The sequence below is a fragment of the Micavibrio aeruginosavorus ARL-13 genome (genome assembly GCF_000226315.1).
In the GTDB taxonomy this organism is placed as follows: Bacteria; Pseudomonadota; Alphaproteobacteria; order Micavibrionales; family Micavibrionaceae; genus Micavibrio; species Micavibrio aeruginosavorus_B.
The window spans coordinates 1,519,395-1,540,207 of record NC_016026.1; the positions used below are offsets into that span (position 1 = coordinate 1,519,395).

Annotated in this window: 17 protein-coding genes; all 17 read right to left on the bottom strand. The window is 55.6% G+C overall.

Translation table 11 applies throughout. The annotated features are described in order from the left end of the window. Window positions 1-405: 405 nt before the first annotated feature. Window positions 406-1,476 (bottom strand): helix-turn-helix transcriptional regulator, encoded by a 1,071-nt coding sequence (locus tag MICA_RS07225; RefSeq protein WP_014103072.1) that lies wholly within the window; start codon window positions 1,474-1,476, stop codon window positions 406-408. A gap of 3 nt (window positions 1,477-1,479) precedes the next feature. Continuing rightward, window positions 1,480-2,244 (bottom strand): hypothetical protein, encoded by a 765-nt coding sequence (locus MICA_RS07230; protein WP_014103073.1) that lies wholly within the window; start codon window positions 2,242-2,244, stop codon window positions 1,480-1,482. 13 nt (window positions 2,245-2,257) lie between these two features. Next, on the bottom strand, window positions 2,258-3,028 hold the full coding sequence (locus MICA_RS07235) for a hypothetical protein (RefSeq protein WP_014103074.1): 771 nt from the start codon (window positions 3,026-3,028) through the stop codon (window positions 2,258-2,260). A 107-nt stretch (window positions 3,029-3,135) separates the two neighbouring features. Further along, the gene (locus MICA_RS07240) at window positions 3,136-5,016 is read right to left on the bottom strand and encodes a type II and III secretion system family protein (RefSeq protein ID WP_014103075.1); all 1,881 of its coding nucleotides are present in this window, start codon (window positions 5,014-5,016) and stop codon (window positions 3,136-3,138) included. 178 nt (window positions 5,017-5,194) lie between these two features. After that, on the bottom strand, window positions 5,195-6,325 hold the full coding sequence (locus tag MICA_RS07245; RefSeq protein ID WP_236619873.1) for a PilT/PilU family type 4a pilus ATPase: 1,131 nt from the start codon (window positions 6,323-6,325) through the stop codon (window positions 5,195-5,197). Then, window positions 6,322-7,512 carry a type IV pilus twitching motility protein PilT gene (locus MICA_RS07250; protein WP_014103077.1) on the bottom strand — a complete coding sequence of 397 codons (1,191 nt, stop codon included), beginning with the start codon at window positions 7,510-7,512 and terminating at the stop codon, window positions 6,322-6,324. Before MICA_RS07250 ends, MICA_RS07245 begins: the two co-directional genes overlap by 4 nt. 129 nt (window positions 7,513-7,641) lie before the next feature. After that, window positions 7,642-8,466: a prepilin peptidase gene (locus MICA_RS07255; protein WP_014103078.1), complete on the bottom strand. Its 825-nt coding sequence runs from the start codon at window positions 8,464-8,466 to the stop codon at window positions 7,642-7,644. A gap of 21 nt (window positions 8,467-8,487) precedes the next feature. Beyond that, on the bottom strand, window positions 8,488-10,077 hold the full coding sequence (locus tag MICA_RS07260; protein ID WP_014103079.1) for a tetratricopeptide repeat protein: 1,590 nt from the start codon (window positions 10,075-10,077) through the stop codon (window positions 8,488-8,490). A 150-nt stretch (window positions 10,078-10,227) separates the two neighbouring features. Further along, window positions 10,228-10,986, bottom strand: coding sequence for an ABC transporter ATP-binding protein (locus MICA_RS07265; RefSeq protein WP_041793919.1), 759 nt, complete (start codon window positions 10,984-10,986; stop codon window positions 10,228-10,230). A 29-nt stretch (window positions 10,987-11,015) separates the two neighbouring features. Beyond that, on the bottom strand, window positions 11,016-11,708 hold the full coding sequence (locus tag MICA_RS07270) for a hypothetical protein (protein WP_014103081.1): 693 nt from the start codon (window positions 11,706-11,708) through the stop codon (window positions 11,016-11,018). Beyond that, window positions 11,705-12,349 carry a hypothetical protein gene (locus tag MICA_RS07275; protein ID WP_014103082.1) on the bottom strand — a complete coding sequence of 215 codons (645 nt, stop codon included), beginning with the start codon at window positions 12,347-12,349 and terminating at the stop codon, window positions 11,705-11,707. Before MICA_RS07275 ends, MICA_RS07270 begins: the two co-directional genes overlap by 4 nt. Continuing rightward, window positions 12,346-14,064, bottom strand: coding sequence for a hypothetical protein (locus MICA_RS07280; protein ID WP_148260541.1), 1,719 nt, complete (start codon window positions 14,062-14,064; stop codon window positions 12,346-12,348). Before MICA_RS07280 ends, MICA_RS07275 begins: the two co-directional genes overlap by 4 nt. Window positions 14,065-14,115: 51 nt before the next feature. Next, entirely contained in the window at window positions 14,116-15,336 is a 1,221-nt protein-coding gene (locus MICA_RS07285; protein WP_014103084.1) for a type II secretion system F family protein, read from the bottom strand. Between the two features lie 55 nt (window positions 15,337-15,391). Beyond that, complete coding sequence (locus tag MICA_RS07290) at window positions 15,392-17,320, bottom strand: GspE/PulE family protein (RefSeq protein ID WP_014103085.1); 1,929 nt, start codon at window positions 17,318-17,320, stop codon at window positions 15,392-15,394. 214 nt (window positions 17,321-17,534) lie between these two features. Next, window positions 17,535-18,161, bottom strand: a complete 627-nt coding sequence (locus MICA_RS07295) for an alpha/beta hydrolase (protein WP_014103086.1) — start codon at window positions 18,159-18,161, stop codon at window positions 17,535-17,537. A 6-nt stretch (window positions 18,162-18,167) separates the two neighbouring features. After that, the gene (locus MICA_RS07300) at window positions 18,168-19,100 is read right to left on the bottom strand and encodes a ring-cleaving dioxygenase (protein ID WP_014103087.1); all 933 of its coding nucleotides are present in this window, start codon (window positions 19,098-19,100) and stop codon (window positions 18,168-18,170) included. A gap of 19 nt (window positions 19,101-19,119) precedes the next feature. Then, window positions 19,120-20,751 (bottom strand): MFS transporter, encoded by a 1,632-nt coding sequence (locus tag MICA_RS07305; protein WP_014103088.1) that lies wholly within the window; start codon window positions 20,749-20,751, stop codon window positions 19,120-19,122. Between the last annotated feature and the right edge of the window lie 62 nt (window positions 20,752-20,813).

Sequence of the window (20,813 nt, forward strand, 5' to 3'; positions counted from 1 at the left end):
AATTATACACGCTCCGCACACACAGAGAACCCCTAACCGTTTCAGAATGCGGCGTTTTTGGTAAATGGAGTGTTAAAAATGACAGGGTGATCCACCCATTTTGACGGATTGAGAAGGCGGTTTGTCAGAATGAATCGCCACCATACTCCTCCCCCCTTTCAAGGGGGGGATGTTGGGTGGGGGGATGGACGCGGCATCGCGCCATCGCGGCACCATCCAGACAAGCCCCCTCACCCAGCTTCGGCTAAGGCGTGCCGCCAAGCCTCCGCATCCCTCTCCCCCTAAAGTGGGCGAGGAATAAGGTCTCTCATGGCGTCATCCCGGCGAAAGCCGGGATCTTCCAGACACAATGGATGAAGCCCCCGGCTCTCGCCGGGGTGACGACTTCGATTTAAGACTTAGGACTTAGGATTTTTCGCGAAACTGCCCCGGCGAAACGCCTTCGATTTCCTTAAACACCCGGTTAAAGGACGCGATGGAGTTAAACCCCACCTCCTCGGCCACGGTTTTAACCGGGGCTTTGGTATCGCGCAGGAGGATTTTGGCGTCAGCCACCCGCCGTTCATTCAAAATCTGGGGCAAAGTTTTGCCGAAATGCACATTCACCACGCGGGAAATCACGGTTTCCGACACACCCAATTCCCGCGCCAGATGGGCGCGGCCATAGGTGGGTTCATGGTAAACCTTGTCCATCGTTAACAACTGGTCAATCTTTTGCGCCAGATCGCGGTCTGCGCCGGATAAATCGCCCGCGCCCTTGGCCTCCCCCCGCGCGACCAGTTTCAGGGCCTGCGGATAAATGCGGAACAGACTGGTCCCCGCCAGATAGACAAACCCCAGCCCCCAGATGGTGCGGATCACCACCGCGTCGTCCATCCCCAACACCGGGGTCAGGCCGAGAAGCATCGTGGCCAGGAAAAACAGGTTGGTAAACACCAGCATCAACACCAGCCAGTATCGATCCGCCCCACCCGGTTGGGTTTGCATTTGTTGCAACATGGCGCGTTGCGCCCACATGACCGCCATACTGATCGCCCCCGCCAGCAGCCCGGTCACAGTCAGCCAGTCGGCATAGGTCGCGCATTCATCCAACGGTTTGCATTCGGAATCCAACGACACCGCAAACACGGAAATGCCCAACGCCACAGGAACCAGCAACAAAACGAAAAAATTAAACCAGCGCGGCAATTCCGACATGCGCGCAATCTGAATCATCAGCAGGACGGACAATGGCGGCCCCATGTACCACAACGCCCATTGAATGGTGGTGAAATGCGGAATGGATTCACCAATAAAGCGTGTCGCAAACCCCGATAAGAACGCACAGGCCAGAACGAAGAAATACGCAAACGGAATGGCCGCCCGCGCCCAACTTCCCGACCGAAACGCCATATAGACCAGAACGTAAACACATTGCACCAGTCCAATCAAAGACAGGATTTCGGGAATGGTGAATTTCAGCGACTCCATATCCATGCCCTAGCCCCCCGGGATGGACGTGCAAACGGGATGCGTCGCGGCCTGTGCCGGTGTCAGAATTTTGTCGCAGATCCAATCGCGGATCAGGCGGATTTCCGCCGGGTCCATTTTTTCAGCATCATTTTGCAACATCCCCATCAGAATGTCATAAGCGGCTTCCTTCTCCCCCCGCGCGACGAGGATGAAGGCCGGCATTTGCCGTGTCCATGCTGGCATATCCGGCGTCGACAAATTGGCCAGCTTGGTCGCCAGATCAAAGGACCGCACCAGGTCATTCTGGGTATAGCGCGACAGGAACACGGCCTGCGCCAGCCAACGCCATTTTTGCGGCTCTGGCCGCTGGCCAATCACTTCCAGATAATCAATAACGGGCGTTAAATCATCGTGTTTCGTCGTAGCGCCGTAATAATAGGCCGCCAGTGCGGGGATGTAGTTGGATTTGGAGTCCAGCGTGTCCTCCAGAAAAAACCAATCCTTCAACGCCGTATAATCATATTGCGCCAGATTGGTAATGCGCCCGCCAATATCCCCCAGATTTTGCAGCATCAAACCGTACACACGGTACCCCATTTGCGCATCGCCCAGCATGGCGATGATCGCGCCGCGTTCGCTGGGCACAGGGGGCACGTTTCCCCATGTCGTACGGGCGTGGCGGGCCTGTGTCCAGAATGCGATATTGCACACAAGCATCAGGATCAGCAGAGCGGGCAAACCCCACCGTGCAAAATCAAAACCCCGTTTATCGTGCGCGATCATTGTGGCCATTGATGAACCTCACTCAGAATTGGCGGCGCCGCAAATCAACCAGGCCCGCAACCAGAACCAATCCGGTAAAGACCAATCCCTGAAGCGCGACAAAGCCGTAACCGATGGATGAGTTTTCCGTGCCATAAACCAGCCATGTGGTTTGCGCCATCAAATCCAGACGCGGGATCACAACGGAAATGGCGTTCATCAAAATCCCGAGGATGGACAGGTCATCCCCCAAAAACGCCTTGTTCGCAATGCCCAGCAATTGGCCAATAATCCGGGCCAGAACATAAAACCCGAACACGGCCAGCGTCCCCGCCGCCGCCCCCGGCAATACCATGGAGAAAAACAACGCCACATTAACGACGATGATCAGTTCAACAGCCAGTGAGAAAACCCAGAGCGCGTGCCCCGCGCCGATCGCAGCCGGCACCATGGCCATCAACGTACCGCCAACCACGGCGGCAACGGCCACGGCCAGAACAGAAAATGCCACCGCATGGGACACCAAAAACCCGGTCCGTGAAATCGGGCGTGACAACAGGTAATCGACATCCTTGCTGTCAAACGAGCGGCGCATGTGGAAAACAACAAACAGAACCAGCCCGGCCACCGCCGCAAAGCGCAACCCACCCGCGGAAAATACCAGCGCGAAAACCTGATCCTCAATCAACGCGGCGGACCCAAGGAACAGCGACAGGCTGGCCCCCACCGCAACGACCAGCAACAACGCCAGAACGATGCGGTCGCGAACCGCCGCGGTCAAAACATACTGGATCAAAGGCCAGGACAAGAGCATAGAGGCAATCCTTTTTGCGAAAGACATACTGCACTGCCAAATATACAAAGGCCGGTGTGGATTCGTCCAGCACCGGCCCCGTATTTATTGGTTTATTCAACCACTGATTAGATATTATCCGGGCGACGGTCACCGGAGAATTGACGGTACAGATCGCGATCAATCGGGGAAATGCCACTGCCATCAATAATCGTGGCCTTCAGGAAGATCACGAGCTCCGTTTTCTGGATGTTATCCACCTGGTTGCGGAACGCACTGCCGAACAGCGGAATTTCGGACAGAACCGGAACCCCCTGTTGCGTACTTTGTGTGCGGTCTTCCATCAAACCGCCCATGATCAACGGTTGGCCCGAATGGGCGCGAACAACGGAATCCATTTCCTGAATGTTCACAACCGGGATCAGGGACTGAATGTTTGTGGCCAGGTTGTTGTTGGCCACGGTAAAGGCCACCGCCGGGTCCGCCACCTGATCAACAATACGCGTCACAGTCGGACGCACAGCCATCGAAATGGTTTTTGTTTCGGTATCAATCGACGGAATAACGTTGATCAGAACACCTTCCGGAACGCTCTTGATCTCGCTGTCGATGGTGGTCTGGGTGTTGTTGTCCTGGGTCGTTACGTCGATATCCAGTTCGAAATACACGCGGTTATCCGCGACGTTCAAAACCGCCGATTGGTTGTTCAAAACGGTCAGGCGCGGGCTGGACAATGCACGCACGGTACCAAAACGGGAAATCGCCTGGATAACCGCTTCGACGTCATTCCCGGCATAGCCCATGACGAAGTTTGACACCGGGTTGGTGGCTTCCGAGAAATCCGGACGGATCAGGCCACCCGCCGCCGTGACATCAAAGCCCAGCGACCATTCACCAATCATCCCTTCCAGCAGGTTCCAGTTAATCCCCGTTGCGAATTCATCCGTCAGAGACACTTCCAGAATTTTGGCTTCGATCAAAACCTGGGACGTAACCGACGAACGCAGTTCAGTCAGGTAATCACGAATTTGCGCATGCTGGCGGTCGTTCGCGTAGATGGAAACGATACCGGCCTGTTTGTTGATGGCGAAGCTGGGTTCCGCACCGCCGCCCTCGCCCGCGGACATGCCGCTGTTTGGATCGGTCTGCGTCGTCGGCAGGGATGTCACGTTCAACACGGCCTGCGGGGCCTGAACCTGTACAACCGGGTTACCATTGGCATCGGTCGTCGTTGCCGGAGCAACCGGAGCCGGGTTGGATGCCGCCGCGGTAATGGTCGGGTCCGACGCGGTCATCAGGCTGGCGGCCGTCGTGGTCACGCCCAGAATTTGTTGCAGGTTGGTGCTGAGTTCACCCCAGAAATCGGCTTCGCTGGATGAGCTGGCTGCGAATTTCGAACCCGTGCTGGCCGTACCGCCGGACACAACGGAAATGTCGTTGCTGATCCCGCTTTCGCTTTTGCGGATATAGCTGAGGTAATCAATTTTGTATGTTTTGTGATACGGCTTGTCCAATTCAACGCGCAGGACATCATCATCAAAGCTGTAGCGCAGACCGGCAATCTCGGAAATACGCTGGATCACGGAATCCAGCGGACGCTCACGCGCCGTGAAAATAACCGAGCCGGTGATGTTCGGGTCGAGTTCCAGATCGTAACCAGCCTGCTCCGCCAATTGATAGAGCGCATCGCGCAGCGGTACCGTCTGGTTGACCGAAATGGAGACCAGCGGCATCGGCTTCAAATTTTTCGACGGGGCGGCCACGTACGGCATCAAATCCGGAATATTATTTTGCGCCATTTTGGCGGCCTTGGCCTCTTCGCTTTCCTCGTTAATACGCGGAGCGAGCGCGTCGCGGTAATCCTGAAACTCCATATTGGTGCTGCGATCAGCCTTCAAATAATTGCGCGTCAGGTCGCAACCGCCCAGCATCAAGGCCGTGGCAGATGTGCCGACGATCATCATGGACAGGCGACCGAAAGAACGAAGGGTGCGTGAATTGACAGGCATGGAAATGTCACCAACAAGGTCGAAAAGATGGGTTACAGGAGGAGCGAGCCACCACAAGAACGCAAGGGGCCGCGATTCGAATTACCCTTCAAGGATATGCGTTTTGCCACACCTTGGCCAGCGGATAATTGCGGGAATCACGGAACTTTTGAAGGGTATTATAGAAACCAAAAAACAATCAATCAGACAACTTAATCGACGATGTATCAATAGATTTAAAGGCATCGCCGCCACTCTTGCCCATCTTCACCTGCTGGATACGGATCTTCATATCCCCAGGCAGATCCGCCTGGGTGATGGCCGTTTCCTCGGCAATCAATCCGTCCGCGAACAGGCGAAGCAAGGATTGGTCAAACGTGCACATACCGATGGGATTGTTCTGCTCCATCACGTCTTTGATTTTCGTAATCTCGCCCTTATGAATCAGGTCGCGAATCAGGCCCTGGTTCAACATGACCTCAATCGCCACAACCATGCCCCCGCCAATGGCCGGAACCAGACGCTGGGAGATAATCCCGCGCAAGTTCATCGACAGGTTCAAACGGATTTGTGCATGGTAATCTTCGGGGAACAAATTCACAATCCGTTCAATGGATTGATAGGTGTTGTTCGTGTGCAATGTTGCCAAACACAAATGCCCCGTTTCGGCGGCCGTCAACGCCTGCTCCATCACTTCACGGTCACGCACCTCACCCACCAGAATGACGTCCGGCCGCTGGCGCAGGGCGTTTTTCAGCGCGACAGAGAACGATTCCGTATCAACGCCAATTTCGCGTTGGGTAATGACGGATTTTTTGTGTTCATGGAAATATTCGATCGGATCCTCGATCGTAATAATATGCCCCTGCTCGCGACTGTTGCGATAATCAATCATCGAGGCCAACGTGGTCGATTTCCCCGATCCGGTCATCCCGGTCACGAGGATCAGGCCGCGCCGCTCCATCGCCAAATGCGCTAAGTTTTCAGGTAAACGAAGCTCGCTAAAGCTCGGGATTTTCGAGATAATTCGACGAATAACTAATGCGGGAAACTGACGCTGGCGCAGGGCATTGACGCGGTAACGCCCAAACTTCCCAACGTCCAGGGATGTATTTAATTCCATATGCGCCTCGAAATCGCGGCGCTGGCGGCTGGTGAAAATCGACCCGATAATCTCATTCAGCTCATCCACCGTGATGGGCGTATCACGCAGATTGAGCAGTGTTTGCTCAATCCGCAACGCCGGCGGAAACCCCACCGTCAGGTAGAGGTCGCTCGCCCCCTTGTCGTTCATCGACTGGAAGTACTGAAGGATTAAAGGCGCGGTCAAAATGTGTAGCCCTCGCCTGAATCATCCTCGCCAGATTTGCGCGGCTGCGCACCCAGGGCGCGACCAACGGCCGCCTGTTTCCGGGTCAGGGTTTCGGACATCTTGCCACCACCCAGCGAGGCCGCAACGCTGTCTTCGTCGCGCGCGCCCTCATCTTCCGTGGTTTTCAGCAAGGCGCGGCGCGCCTCGTCCTTATCAATCACACCCTGTTCCAACAAGGCATTGACGGAGTCTTCCAGCGTGGTCATCCCGTAACGCGACCCGGTCTGGATCATGGAATAAAGCTGGGCAATCTGGTTTTCACGGATCAGGTTTCGCACGGCGTTGGTCCCCACCAGGATCTCAAACGCCCCAACCCGGCCCGACCCATCCGCACGCTTCAACAGCGACTGGGCCACAACGCCCTGCAACGAACTGGCCAGCATGGCCCGAACCATTTCCTTGTCCCCCGACGGGAACACGTCAATGATACGGTCGATGGTTTTGGCCGCCGTGTTCGAGTGCAGGGTTCCAAACACCAAGTGCCCGGTTTCCGCCGCGGTCAACGCCAGCGAAATCGTTTCATAGTCCCGCATCTCCCCCACCAGGATGACATCCGGGTCTTCACGCAACGAGCTGCGCAGGGCTTTAGAGAAGGACTTGGTGTCCGTGCCGATTTCACGGTGGTTCACCACCGATTTTTTCGACGCGTGGAAAAATTCAACCGGGTCTTCGACCGTAATAATGTGGCTGGCGTGATTTTCGTTAATGTAATTGATGATCGAAGCCAGCGTGGTCGATTTACCCGAACCCGTCGGACCGGTCACCAGAACCAGCCCCTTCTCCAGCTCGGCAAAGCGGCGGATAATCGGTGGCAATTCCAGCTCTTCCATCGTCGGGATCAGGGACGGAATGGAACGGAAAACGGCGGCTGTGCCGTTTCGTGTGGTAAAGGCGTTCACACGGAAACGGGCCTTTTCACCGTAGGCGATGGCAAAATCCAGCTCCAGCTCCCGCTCGAAATCGGCGCGCTGGTCTTCATTCATCACGGAATAAAGCATGGTGCGAATATCATCGCTTTGCAACGGATCGGCCTTGATCCGCTTCATTTCCCCGTTCACCCGAATGACCGGTGGGTTGGTCGGACTCAAGTGCAAGTCAGACGCATTATTCTGAATCGTAAAGCGCAAAAGCTGAAGAATATCCAAGGCGGCTCTCCCCTGATGATGGCCCGGACATGGACCCAATGCTCACTTTAATGTGAAAAGTGCAAACGGAAGGTTAATCAGATGCAGAATTTGTCACGAATTCAAGGATGTATGAAGCCCGGGGCCCCGTCAATACGACAACCGGACAAAAGACAGTCCCTGCTCCTGCCCCAAATCAAGCCCCAGACCCACGCGGGTCAGCGCGAGACACAGCGCAAATGACACGATGAGCGCCGGGCCAAACGGGAAAACCGCCCCACGCCCCGCCATTTTCCAGATCAATGCCAACCCCACACCCATCACACCAGCCCACATCAGGAACGGGGGCGCCATAACAGCTGGAAGCCAGACACCTGCGACAGCAAAAAATTTAACATCACCAAAGCCCAAGGCTTCTTTTTTAAGAATTTTCTTCATCAAAAAACCGAGCCCAAAGGCACAGACGCCCCAGAGCACTCCGGACACAATCGCAGTTCCCGCGAAAACGATCCCACCCAAAACAAATTGATAAACAACACCAAGAAAAGCCACTAACGCATTGAGCTGATCGGGTAAAATGAAATGGCGCAGATCAATCACAAACAGAGCCACCAAAAATGGAACGGTCAGCATAACAATTCCACCCAGCGTGCTGTAACCCCACAGCGCATAAACACCCAGGCACAAAATCACGCTCACAAGCTCGATGGCCGGATAAATCCAGCCAATCGGGGCATGGCAATGACGGCACCGCCCGCGCAGAAACACCCACGAAAAAACCGGAATCAAATCCCACAGGGTCAATGGTGTCTGGCAATGCGGACAGGCCGAACGGGCCGCCCCCTTCTCCGCAACAATCCACGACACGCCGCGCGGAATGCGCCAAATCAAAGCGGCGGCAAAACTGCCACAGCACAGCCCAAACATCAGAACGAAAAGAATTTCAAGCGCGGTCCGCGCATCCACGCCAGCCATCAAAAACGACCAGCGATTGGATTAGTTCGCGCGCAAGGTCGACAGACGGTCATACACCTGATCCCGCGGGATGGAGCGCCCGGCACCATAAACCGCATCGGTTTCCAACGCCTGTTCATAATACTTCATGGCATTGGACGCATCCCCCGCCCGGTCAAACAGAATGGCCAGGTTATACAGGTGCGTTGCATTGCGCGGCTCCATGCTGGCGGCCATGTTCAGGGACCGCACAGCATCCTGCGTCTGCCCCAGGGCCGCATAGGTCATCCCAATCTGGGCCAGAAGGCCAGAGTTTCCAGGATGACGTTCTTTCAAATCCAGCAGGCGGCGCAACGCCACGGACGGATATTCATCGCGCAGAATGCCCATCATGTTGATCACAGCATCAGCATTTTTCGGATCTGCCTTCAAAACTTCTTCATAGCTTTGAATGGCCAGTTCGCGATAACCGACATTCTGTTGCGCGACGGCGCGCCCCATCAGAATGCGAATATCGCTCTTATTCTTTTTGTACAGCGTGTCATACATCTCCAGCGCGGATTCATAGCGCCCAAGGTCCAGCGCGCGCCCAGCGGCGACAACCATCGCCTCCTGCTCCCCGGATCCGTAATCCTTCTGCACGATCACCATGGTCGATGCCGGCTCCATGGTCGGGTCAACCTTGCGCGGGCCCACCGTATTGGACAACGGCCCCGTCGGCACACCCGGTGCAGAATCATAATACACATCATTTTCAACCGCCGGGGCCGGAGCCACAACACGGTTTTCGGTTACACCCGTGGCCGCTTCACGCCCGGATATGGTTGCAGATGGCGGCGGAGCCGCCGTGCCGGACATCGGATCCGGCGCGCCTTCCAAACCCGTTAGATCAGGCATCGGCGGCGTCGGTTCATCGGTACCGAGAATGATCGGTTCCGGTATTGGCTCAGATGTTGGCTCTGGCGCCGATTGGGCTACAGGTTCCGGCGTCAACGGCGCATCCGTCACAGGGGCTGCAACAGTTTCATCAAGAATAATCGGAGCCGCCTCAGGCGCAGACGCCGGAGGCTCCGCAGATACAAATCCATCAACCGGGGCCGGAGACGGTGCCGGCGCAGGTGCCGGAGCTGGCGCAGGCAATACACCCGGTGCCGGGGCCAATTCATCGACGGGCATCGGCACATCATCCGGACCATTCGGCACACCTGCGGCACCCAGGCCACCACTGGCCGGCTCAATCGCATTCAACGCACCCAAGATCGTCGTCATGGCGGGATCTGTCGCACCATCAATCGATGCAGCGCCATTATCCACGCGCGACAACACGGTGACATCGGGCATCGTTACATCCGGAACGACCGGATCAACATCCGCGGCATCCAGCGCAGAAAGCTCGGTGACGATTTTGCCGCCGACCTGCTCCATCTGCTGTGCGCCCGCGTTGGCCAGATAACCCAACCCCGCGCCCGCCAATGCCACAACAGCCACGGTTGACATCAAAATCTTGCGGCCCGCATTCGACGCGCGGACGGGCTTTTGCAATTCGAGAACATCATCATCGTCCATCATATCCAGAACCATGTCGTCCAGATCGGAGTCGTAATTGTCGGACAGGATGTCATTCTTAGCCATTGTAAGCGCCCCAGACAGGATCAGAAAAATATGAAGACGCGCGAGGAAGGAGAACCCGAAAGCCCCGCGCGACATGATGTGTTCGTATTAGATTCTAACAGAAAACCGCATGCAAGTGAATCCTTGCCGCACAACGCTTTTATTCCCATATCAGGCCGCGACGGAAGGCGTCTCGATCACCTTCAAAAATGCCCGTTCCAGATTATCCACCCCGGCACGGTCGCGCAAACCCGCGGGCGGGCCGATATAAACCAGCATACCATCATGCAAAACCGCAACGCGGTCACAGATTTCATCCATATCCGCAAGAATATGGGAACTTAAAAAGATAGCCCGCCCCTGCGCCTTTGTTTCCAATAACGCATCCTTCACCGCCGCACGGGCCCGTGGATCGAGACCACTCATCGGCTCATCGAGAATCGATAACTCCGCACCGGTCATCAAGGTTGCCATCAGCCCCAGCTTCTGTCGCATGCCCTTGGAATAGGTTTGCACGCGATGCCCCAGAACATCGGGGTTCAGCCCCAGATGATCCGCCAGCGTCCGCGCTTCATCCAGATTAAAAACTTTGCCGTATAACCGCATGGAAAATTTAATGAATTCAGTGCCACGCAAAAACCATGGCGGTTCGAATTTTTCTGGCAGATAGGCCAGGCTTTTCTTCGCCTCACCCACCACACGATCATGGCCGTTGATCAGAATATCGCCCGTGCGATGATCGCGCAGGCCCAGAATACCCTTGATCAGCGTCGTCTTGCCCGCGCCGTTCAGACCGATCAACCCAAACGTTTCTCCCTGCGCCACATCGAGGGTGATGGCATGCACAACATCGCGCGCACCATAGGCCATGGTGACGCCAGACAGACGCAATGCGGGGACAGAATGTGATGAGTCAGATGGAATCGTCATGCCCAGAAATATAGGGCATGACGACGCATTTAGAAAGGTGCCACATCCATGCCCGCTCCGGCGGCTTCTGTTTCAGCCCCCGTGCCCGGCAGGAAGATTCGCGCATCCAGGTTAAACCGCTCATGCGGGCGCAGACGGATCGGGAACACCAGATTGGTCGAAGCATCAAACCATTTCAGGTCGATATATTGACGCGCCACCCGAATATCCAAAATCTGTTTCGGAATGGCGTCCTTGGTGATACGCACACCGTTCAGCCAGACCGTCCAGTTATCCTTGTTGCTGTACAAAATCCCACCCAGGCTCACTTCGCGCGGACCGGTAGGACGCGACACAACGGTACCATCGGACGACAATTCCGTGCTTGTCGGCGGACGCGTGATAAACAACTGCTTTGCTTCCTGTAACAGCGCATGTTGCCACGCGGTGAAAAACAGGCTGGGCATGGATTCCGGCGACATCGCGGCATCACGCAACATATTCTTGGTCGACGCCATACCAACCAGACGCGCATGCGCCTCGGCCCGGTCTTCTGCCGAAATCTGGTTGGGCATAGGTTGCCCCATCTGCCCACGCGGCACTTGCTGCCCCGTCTGCGGGTTCACACCATCAGGATACTGCCCCGTTTGCGCCATTGCCGGGCCGGACAGCGCAGCAACCACGGCCAATACAGAAACACCCAGCAATGTCCGGCGATGCAACGCCTGTACGAAGGTCATCATTGTGCACCCCCCGCATCATCGCCGCCGGCTTTGGGCACCATTGTGCGCCATGTAAAGCCCACTTTGCTATCGATCAACGTAACGGGAGAGCCGGAGCCAATCTGGCGCAGCACAGCCTCGCTCAAATCACCCTTGCGCGTCAGCTCGATCATGTCGACACCAACATGGCCGGGAAACGCATTTTCAATCCAGTACACAAAATTATAAACGTCGATATCGTCCATCGCCTCAATCGCGATTTCGATCGGGCTGACCATCAATTGCTGGCCCGCTTCCGTCGCCTTCTCCGTGTCTTCCTGCTGCGCGGCACCGATTGTGTAACGCGCGCTCAGAACACTGGATTGGGTTTGAATGGCCTCGATCGTGCGGCGGGCGTTATAGCGGTCCTGCTCGCCAAAGAAATCGGATTTTTGAAGAACAGCAAACAATTCTTTCTGCTCTTCAATCTGTTGCAATTGCGTGCGCATTTTTTCGGTTTCATCACGACGCTGCGAAATTTCCGCACGCACCGTGCGCAACTCCTGATCCGTTTTATCCTTCTGCGGTAAAACATACAGGTACGTCGCCGCCCCCAGAAGCGCGTTGACCAAGGCCAAACCAGCAATCACCGTTACGCGGCGGGCGCCAAGAACTTCAATCATTGTTCTGCTCCCTCATAAGTCATATCGGGAGCCGTCTGGCCTTCCGTATTGGTATCCACCGGTGAATCTGTTGGCGCATCAGCCGGCGTGTCAGCTGGCGCATCCTCCACAGGAACGTCAGGCTCGTGGAATTGCACCGGGCCGGTAATGACCAGTTCAGCAACATGATCTTCCAGCGGGGCCTGCACCCCACCCTGCGCACCCGGAACGCCCGTTCCACCTTCAACTTCTTCATACACCAGATCGCCGACCGGGCGCGGAATGGCCACATCGTACCCCGGCAAAGCCGTGCGCAGACGCGCCTGCAAATCATCCACCTCACGTTTCGCCACCAGTGGGTCCACCGTGCCGGGGAAGCTGAGCTGCAGCGACGCTTTTAATGTCGGAGCCTTTTGGTCTTCGGTCATTTCGGCCACGACATACGGGTCATCCGGCAATTTGGGAACAACACGTTCGATCTTCATCGTATCCAGACGCAATTCGGACCCGAGCGCCTCACCCACCTTGCGCAGGATGGGCAATGGCCGCAGGCTTTCCGCTTCCAGCGTCTTGTAGGTTTCCAGCGATGACTGGATCAATTTAATATCAACGCCAAGCGCATTCATGCGCGCCACTTCGATTTCGTATTCCTGATTGACGTTGATGCGCAAGCGTTGTTGCGACACCAGGTCATCCTTTGCCGTGAACCAGGCCTGAGCATTACCGGCCAGCTGCCAGCCCAGATAGGCCGCACCGCAGAACAACAACAACCCGGCAAAGGTCGCCGCCTGACGCGGACCATAGATTTTATTGATGTCTGTCGCCACCATCGGCAGGATCAGACGCGATTTGCGGCCAATCCACGACGCATGCAACGGATCAGCGTGATATTGATTTTCCTGAATACCGATACTGAAGCCCAGCTCGCGCGCGGCCTCGCCCACCGTGTAATTATGGATGTTACACGGCACATCGATGCGCTGGCGCAACATTTCACCCGCTTGCGGCGTGGTGATCACAAAAACTTCTGTACCGTCACCGGCGGAATAACCAAAACGCGACAGGTAGCTGATCGTCGCTTTGAATTCCTGCGCCACTTCGGACACCCATGCGCCCGGATCAGTGGACAGGTCCGTCACCGGTGTCATACGTGTCATGGCCAACTGGCCATCACGGGTAATCACCTGACGCAAACCGCCACTTTGATGCTGGCCAATCAAAACGGCCCAGCGGGATTTTGTTTTTTCGCGCTTCGCCGCTTTCTCCGCCAGCGTCCGGACCATGTCGGACGATTCAACAGGAAGCAGTGTAAAGCCCGCGATCGACGACATCGATGTCTTGACCGCGCCAATAGTTTTTTGCACCGGTTCCGACATGGGAACGGCCGCGAACAGATACAACCCACCGCCCGCCTTTGCCGCCGTAGCCCCGGTTTTACGCGGGCCCACATCTTTCAGCGCCAACGCACCGCGGATCGGATAATTCGGGAAAGCAACGGCCAGTTTACGCGCAACCACGTTGGCCTTGTCCATCGGGCCAACTTTCGGAATACGCTGGCCGCCCTTGAACAGCTGGTCCGTCATGTCGTTGACGATCATCACCGACTTACCACCGCATTCACGGCGAATCAGGCCAGACACTGTCTGTTCAAAATCACGCGTCGCCCATGGCACGGTATCAACCAGCCGGACCTTGCCCCCGACATCATAGACATACAGGGCATCGTCGCTGATCATCAGGACACAGCGCGAAGGCGTTAAAAATGGTATCGATGAACCCGGCATGGTTTAGAAATCAATATTCTCGAAGCTGGCGTAAATGGGACCGAAGACGGCAACGGCAATCCACATGATCATAACACCAAGGAACATGGTCAGGAAGGGTTCAATCATTGCGATAAGACCCTGAACCGCCTCGTCCACGTCGTTGGTGTAAAATTCCGCAACCTGGTCCAGAACCACGGTCAGGTTACCGGATTCCTCGCCCACTTTCAGCATACGGACAACCATGCTGGGGAATTCGCCCGAGGCGTTAAACGCTTCGGACAATGGTGAACCGGCGGCAACCTGCTCCTCCACCCCTTCCAGAGCCTCAACCAACGCGAGGTTTTTCACGGTATTCCGCGCGGCGCGCAGGGCGGACAATACGTCAATACCGCTGGCAAACATGGCCCCAAAGGTCTGAGCAAAACGCGCAATGTTGATTTTCCGGATCAGCGGACCAGCGACAGGCATTTCCAGAAACAGGCGGTCCATCCTGTAGGCGAAATCTTCGGATGACTTCACCAGCGCCTTATAAACGACGAACAGGATCGGCGGTGTAGCCAGAACGCCCCACCAATATTTCACGAAGAAGTCCGATGTTGCCATCAGGGACGTGGTGTACCACGGCAATTCTTGATCTAGATTGCGGATAAATCCAACGATCTGCGGCACGACGAAGCTCATCATCACCACGATGGTCGCGATCACGACCACGACCAGAATGGTCGGATAGCGCGTGGCCTTACGCACCTTGGCCTGCATTTGATCAACCCATTTCAGATATTTGATCAAATGGCGGTATGCGGCGGTCAGATCCCCGGTTTCTTCACCGGCGGCAATCAGCGAGATATACAAAGAGCCGAAGGTTTTAGGGTGGTGCCCCATGGCTTCGGACAGCGCCGAACCATCAGACACATCGCGGTGAACTTCGGACAAAACGTCGCGCAGGCGATCATGTTCAGTGGTATCACGAATATCGGCCAGCGCGTCGAGCAAGGCCACGCCCGCGCCCTGCATCTGCTCCATATGCATGAAAAGCTGGATCAAATCGCGCGTGCTGATCTTCGGCGCGCGCAAATCGGACAACATGCCCTTTTTCTTGGTCAAGGACTGGCACTGGATCAGTTCCAGCCCGGCACTTTGCAGCTGGTTGTACAAATCCACTTCGTTCGCAGCGGAAATGACGCCCCGGACGGGACGGCCTTTGTTATTGATGGCCCTGTATTTATAGCGATCTGCAGCCATGACACCCGAACTCTGGCAAGGTTTGGAACGACTTTATTAGGAACGGGCCGGATGCTTATTTATAGACATCAACGGCCGTAGCGAGGGATTCGAGGGTGGTAATCCCCTCAAGAACCTTCAGAATGCCATCGTCCTTCATGTTTTTAAAGCCTTTTTCGTAGGCCTTGCGTTTCAGCTCAGCCTTACTGCCGTTTTGGGCGATCACTTCGTCCAGTTCGTCATCGAACAGCAAAATCTCCGCTATGGAAATTCGACCCTTATAGCCCTGCCCCGCGCACATCTGGCATCCACCTTGGTGTGCCTTGTAAATGGTCGGCGGGTTCGCGGGATCGACATTCAAAATCGCGCACTCATCAGGCCCTGGCTGGTACGCCTCGCGGCAATGCGGGCACACTTTACGGACCAGACGCTGGGCAAACACGGCCACGATCGCCCCGGCGATCATCCCCGGCTTCAGCCCCAGATCCAGCAAACGCGGAATGGCCCCGAACGAATCGTTGGTGTGCAGGGTCGAATAAACCTGGTGACCCGTCATGGAGGCCTGCAACGCCTTTTCCGCCGTAATCCCATCCCGGATTTCCCCCAGGAAGATGATGTCCGGATCCTGACGCAGCAATGCGCGAATACCGTCGGCGAATTCCAACACGCCTTCACGGATCGGTGTCTGACGGATCATGGGCAGGGAATATTCCACCGGGTCTTCCAGCGTTTGAATATTCACCTCGACCGTATTGATTTCGTTCAGCATCGAATACAGCGACGTGGTTTTACCCGACCCGGTCGGACCCGTCACAATAATGATCCCCTCCGGACGTGCCTGAGCCCGTCGGATTTTTTCAAGGTTGTGCGGGCTGAAGCCCAGCTGTTCCAGCGGAATAATGTTGCTGCTCTGGTCCAGAACACGCAGAACGATGTTTTCGCCGTGTACAGTCGGCAACGACGACACACGGAAATCGGCCAGCTTGCCGCCAATATTCAAACCGAAGCGTCCGTCCTGCGGGCTCAGCTTATCGGCGATGTTCATGTGCGACATAATTTTCAGTCGCTGGGAAATCCCGTTCCAGTGTTGTTTGTGCAGAATTTGCGCCGTGAACAACACGCCGTCCAAACGATAACGCAGACGCACGAAGTTTTCTTCCGGTTCAAAGTGCAAGTCGGACGCACCGATTTTCACGGCGTCGTAAACCAGCGCATTCACCAGACGCACAATCGGGTGGGAATAGGCTTCGTCCTCCGACAGGGTTGAAAGATCGGTCGGCTCACCCTCTTCCAATTCTTTCAGAATGGCCGCAATCGAACTTGCATAGCCATAGGCCGCGTCAATCGCCTCCATAATAATTTTCGGCGTTGTGACCAACGGTTTAATCGTGATGTTCTTCGGCAGGAAACGACGCAACGTATCCATGGCCATCACGTCATACGGATCACACATGGCCACAGCGGCTTCTTTGTCATCAATAGAGATCGGCAGGAGCTGGTGTTTCTTCGCCGTCGCCTTATCAATCATCGCCAGCGCATCGCCGGAGAAAATTGTGTTTTTCGGATCAAACACATCAAAGCCGGAACTTTCCGCAAGAAAGCCGGACAGCAAATCTTCATCAATAAAACCAAGGTCGACCAGGACAGATCCCAGCATCTTGCCGGTAACCTTTTTCTCCTGCAGGGCCACGTTCAATTGATCTTCGGTAATAATGCCCATGGCGACCAAACGGTCACCCATACGGCCACGATTCAAATCTTCGGATACACCGCCGGTATTTTGCACGGCCAGATCACGTGTACCAGAAGGCGCGCTCGCGCCGGCCGTACTGCCCGCGTTCGGTGCCGGTTGTTGCGCACTTGGTTGCGGCGCGATATCACGCGTCACGACCTCAACGGTTTCGGCCTCGATATAATCGTCATCCAGCGCCAGAGCGAACGCCCCGTCGTCAAGTTCCAAATCAGCCCCCGGCTTGCGTGGCGCTTTTTTGTTCGCATCGTCCATTATTTCTGGTCCTGTATCTTTGGAAAAACGCATCGTCGATAACCCGGAAAAACTTATTGCAGTGAATGCCAGAAACGGCCCCCGAATGGCGCGAACCCTGAAATCCGCCCCCTTACAGAATGCCGTGGAAACGTTAAAGAAAACCCTAATATATTATGACAAAACAAGGGCTTCGGGAGCGTGCGCCGCACAACTGCCTGAAATATATAGAATTTTATCTAAATGCGGCGGGAAACCAGTTCTGCATATCCGCCAGGTCAGACTGCCCCAGCCCGTGCGCCATCGGTTTGGCCCGGAAATCCAGATCCGCCCCCGCATCGGCCAGCATACCCGCCAGCTTTTTGGAATTATCCAGCGGAATGATCAGGTCCATCATGCCCGTCAGCATCAGGATTTTCTTGCCCGATAAATTGGGCAATTCATCCGGTTCAAACGGCACCATGGCGCGCAACAACATCGCCCCATCCAACACCTCGGGCCGTTTTAAAAACAAACTGGCCGCAATATTTGCACCATTGGAATACCCAAGCGCGACCAGCGGACGTTTCCCAATCTCATATTCATCCCGCGCGGCGGTGATAAAATCAGCCAGCTCATCGGTGCGGAATTTTAAATCGTCCAGATCAAACACACCTTCGGCCAGACGGCGGAAAAACCGGGGCATTCCATTTTCCAGCACGCGTCCGCGCACTGATAAAATGGCATGATCCGGCGCAACCGCCTGCCCCAATGGCACCAGATCATTTTCATCCCCACCCGTGCCGTGCAGCAGCAACAGCACAGGTTTTTCCACATCACCCGGCAGGAAGATATGTTTGAAATCGGACTCAGGAAAATTCATGGCGATTTACTCCAGCGGCGGCAAGACCGCAACAATAGCTTCACGATGTTGTTCATATTGGGCGGGCAATTTTAAATCCTGCCCCAACGTATCAACGGGTTCGTCCACGGCAAAGCCCGGATTATCGGTTGCCAGTTCAAACAGCACCCCGTTCGGCTCACGGAAATACACCGAGTGGAAATAGTTACGGTCAATCACCGGCGTCAGGTTCAAACCTTGCCGTGCCAGTGCGGCGCGCACGTGCCCCTCTTCCTTATCACCGCCAATGCGCCACGCGACGTGGTGAATGGTGCCCGCGCCCGGTGCACCCGACCAGATTTCCGGCAAGCAACGCAGATCCACCGTTTGCCCCAATCCCTTTTTACCCGTGGTAAAGCGGAAGCGGCTTTCTTCATTCCCAACGGCGTGGAAGCCCAGATGTTCGTTCAACAGCGCCGCCGTCTTCTCATAGCCCTGTACCCACAAGGTCACAGAGTGAAAACCACGAATAGCCACATCCGCCGAAATTTCATCGGTGGTCCAGACATTCTCGCTCGGCAGATCATCAACGCCGACAAATTCCAGCATCAACCCATCGGGGTCGGAGATGCGCAGCACTTTATCCCCGAACCGGTCTTCGGGGCCCTGATATTGAATCCCTTTTTGGTGGAAACGATCCAGCCAGAATGAAAACGCCGTTTTCGGAATGGCAAAGGTTACCTCGACCGCCTGCCCCAACCCCGGACGCCCCTGCGGCGTGCCCGGATACGGGAAGAAGGTCAGGATGGTGCCCGGTGATCCCACCTTGTCACCAAAATAGAAGTGATAGGTGCTGGGGTCGTCAAAATTCACCGTCTTCTTGATAAAGCGCAAGCCCAACAATTTCGTATAGAAATCGTAATTCGTCTTCGGGTCGCTGGCGATGGCGGTAATGTGATGAATACCGGATGCGTGGGTCATAATGTATCTCCTTACACTTTTAATCTTTGTGATTTTTTGGTATTTTTTTCAGGCTCCCACCCGATAATCCCGGCATGACGGCATGCATGGTTTTTACTTTTCCGCCCTTATGTAGCTCATGGATTTTATGCTGCAGGACGCGATCGGATTCCGTCACACGGTCATGGTGACGCAAATGGTCGGCCCAGGATTCCGCCGTAAACATTTCAATAAAACGGCCATGGTCCTCAACATCCTCGAAAAATCCCCATTGAATGGCCCCATCGCGGCGGCGAATATCACCCAGTTCCGTCATCAGATGATAGAATTTTTCACGGTCCGCATCATCAATCCGATATTCCAGTGTTACCAGAACCGGGCCACGGTCATGATCCACCGGCGCAACCAACATGGGTTCGGGCCAATGGTGGGATGGCGTGTAATCCTCGCCCTCGCCCCGGTTTAGATGGAAACGCCAGGTCAGCGGAATACCCACAACGATCATCGCCGCAGCCACCGCCAATGTTTCCGACAAACCGACCAGCCCAGCCACATGCCCCCAAACGATGGACCCAAGGGTCATGGCCCCGAAAAACACCATCTGGAACACGGCCAATCCACGCGCCCGCACCCAATCGGGCAAAGACAATTGTGCCGACACGTTCAACGACGACACCGCCAAAATCCAACCAATACCGCCAATAAATGCGCCGGCAATACCCGCGATTTCCGTCCCGCCATAGGCCATGACCACCATACCAAGCGCAGTCAGCCCGCTGGCCAGCGCCAGAATACGATTCGGGCCAATTTTGGTTTTCAACGGCGCGAGCATAAACGTGCCCGCAATCGCCCCCGCACCCAACGCGGTCAGCAAGATGCCGTACAGCCCCGGCCCGCCCTGCAAAACATCCTTGGCCAGCAAGGGCAGCAGCGCCCAATAGGCCGACGCAAAAACGAAGAACGCAAAAGCCCGCACCAAGGTGTGACGTAACGGCAAGGACCGTATGGAGAAACGAACACCCGCCTGCATCGCACCGACCAACCGTTCACGCGGAACATTCGGCGTCGTTTGCGGGGTGGTCGTTTTCCACCACAACAATGCGGCCACGATGACAAGGAAAGAAACAGCATCCAGCACCACAGTGGCCACAGCCCCCATGGCGACCAGAATAAAGCCACCCAACGCCGGACCAATAGCCCGTGCGATATTCACACTGACCCCATTCAGGGCAATGGCTGGAGCCAATTCATTTTTTGGCACCAGACGCGGTACAATCGCCTGCCATGCCGGCATGGCAAAGGCCGACATCGCCCCGGTCAGGAACGTAAAGAACAACAAGGTCCACGCCCCAACCGCTCCGACCCACAGCAAGCCGGCAAAGATAAACAACGCCACAGCCGACAAAATTTGCGTGATGATCAGCAATCTGCGCCGATCAAACAAATCCCCGAATGCGCCCGCCGGAATGGCGAACAGGAAAATCGGCAAGGCCGTCGCCGCCTGCACCAATGACACCATCAACGGCGATGGCGCCAGATCGGTCATCAACCACCCGGATGTCACGTTGAACATCCACGTGCCGATGTTGGAGATCAGCGTCGCCCCCCACAACACCGCAAAGACGCGGTGATGGAACGGCGAAAAGGCCGATATTTTTGTTTCTTTTGTCATCACACAATACTCTGGTTATATCATCGTCATACCGGCGAAGGCCGGTATCCATGGGATAGATC

Excerpts from the sequence above, each read along its gene's own strand:
- MICA_RS07305 (WP_014103088.1), bottom strand. The coding sequence starts at position 20,751 with ATGACAAAAGAAACAAAAATATCGGCCTTTTCGCCGTTCCATCACCGC.
- MICA_RS07225 (WP_014103072.1), bottom strand. The coding sequence starts at position 1,476 with ATGGATATGGAGTCGCTGAAATTCACCATTCCCGAAATCCTGTCTTTG.
- MICA_RS07240 (WP_014103075.1), bottom strand. The coding sequence starts at position 5,016 with ATGCCTGTCAATTCACGCACCCTTCGTTCTTTCGGTCGCCTGTCCATG.
- MICA_RS07280 (WP_148260541.1), bottom strand. The coding sequence starts at position 14,064 with ATGATCAGCGACGATGCCCTGTATGTCTATGATGTCGGGGGCAAGGTC.
- MICA_RS07230 (WP_014103073.1), bottom strand. The coding sequence starts at position 2,244 with ATGGCCACAATGATCGCGCACGATAAACGGGGTTTTGATTTTGCACGG.
- MICA_RS07235 (WP_014103074.1), bottom strand. The coding sequence starts at position 3,028 with ATGCTCTTGTCCTGGCCTTTGATCCAGTATGTTTTGACCGCGGCGGTT.
- MICA_RS07260 (WP_014103079.1), bottom strand. The coding sequence starts at position 10,077 with ATGGCTAAGAATGACATCCTGTCCGACAATTACGACTCCGATCTGGAC.
- MICA_RS07255 (WP_014103078.1), bottom strand. The coding sequence starts at position 8,466 with ATGGCTGGCGTGGATGCGCGGACCGCGCTTGAAATTCTTTTCGTTCTG.
- MICA_RS07290 (WP_014103085.1), bottom strand. The coding sequence starts at position 17,320 with ATGGACGATGCGAACAAAAAAGCGCCACGCAAGCCGGGGGCTGATTTG.
- MICA_RS07270 (WP_014103081.1), bottom strand. The coding sequence starts at position 11,708 with ATGATGACCTTCGTACAGGCGTTGCATCGCCGGACATTGCTGGGTGTT.
- MICA_RS07300 (WP_014103087.1), bottom strand. The coding sequence starts at position 19,100 with ATGACCCACGCATCCGGTATTCATCACATTACCGCCATCGCCAGCGAC.
- MICA_RS07285 (WP_014103084.1), bottom strand. The coding sequence starts at position 15,336 with ATGGCTGCAGATCGCTATAAATACAGGGCCATCAATAACAAAGGCCGT.
- MICA_RS07275 (WP_014103082.1), bottom strand. The coding sequence starts at position 12,349 with ATGATTGAAGTTCTTGGCGCCCGCCGCGTAACGGTGATTGCTGGTTTG.
- MICA_RS07295 (WP_014103086.1), bottom strand. The coding sequence starts at position 18,161 with ATGAATTTTCCTGAGTCCGATTTCAAACATATCTTCCTGCCGGGTGAT.
- MICA_RS07265 (WP_041793919.1), bottom strand. The coding sequence starts at position 10,986 with ATGACGATTCCATCTGACTCATCACATTCTGTCCCCGCATTGCGTCTG.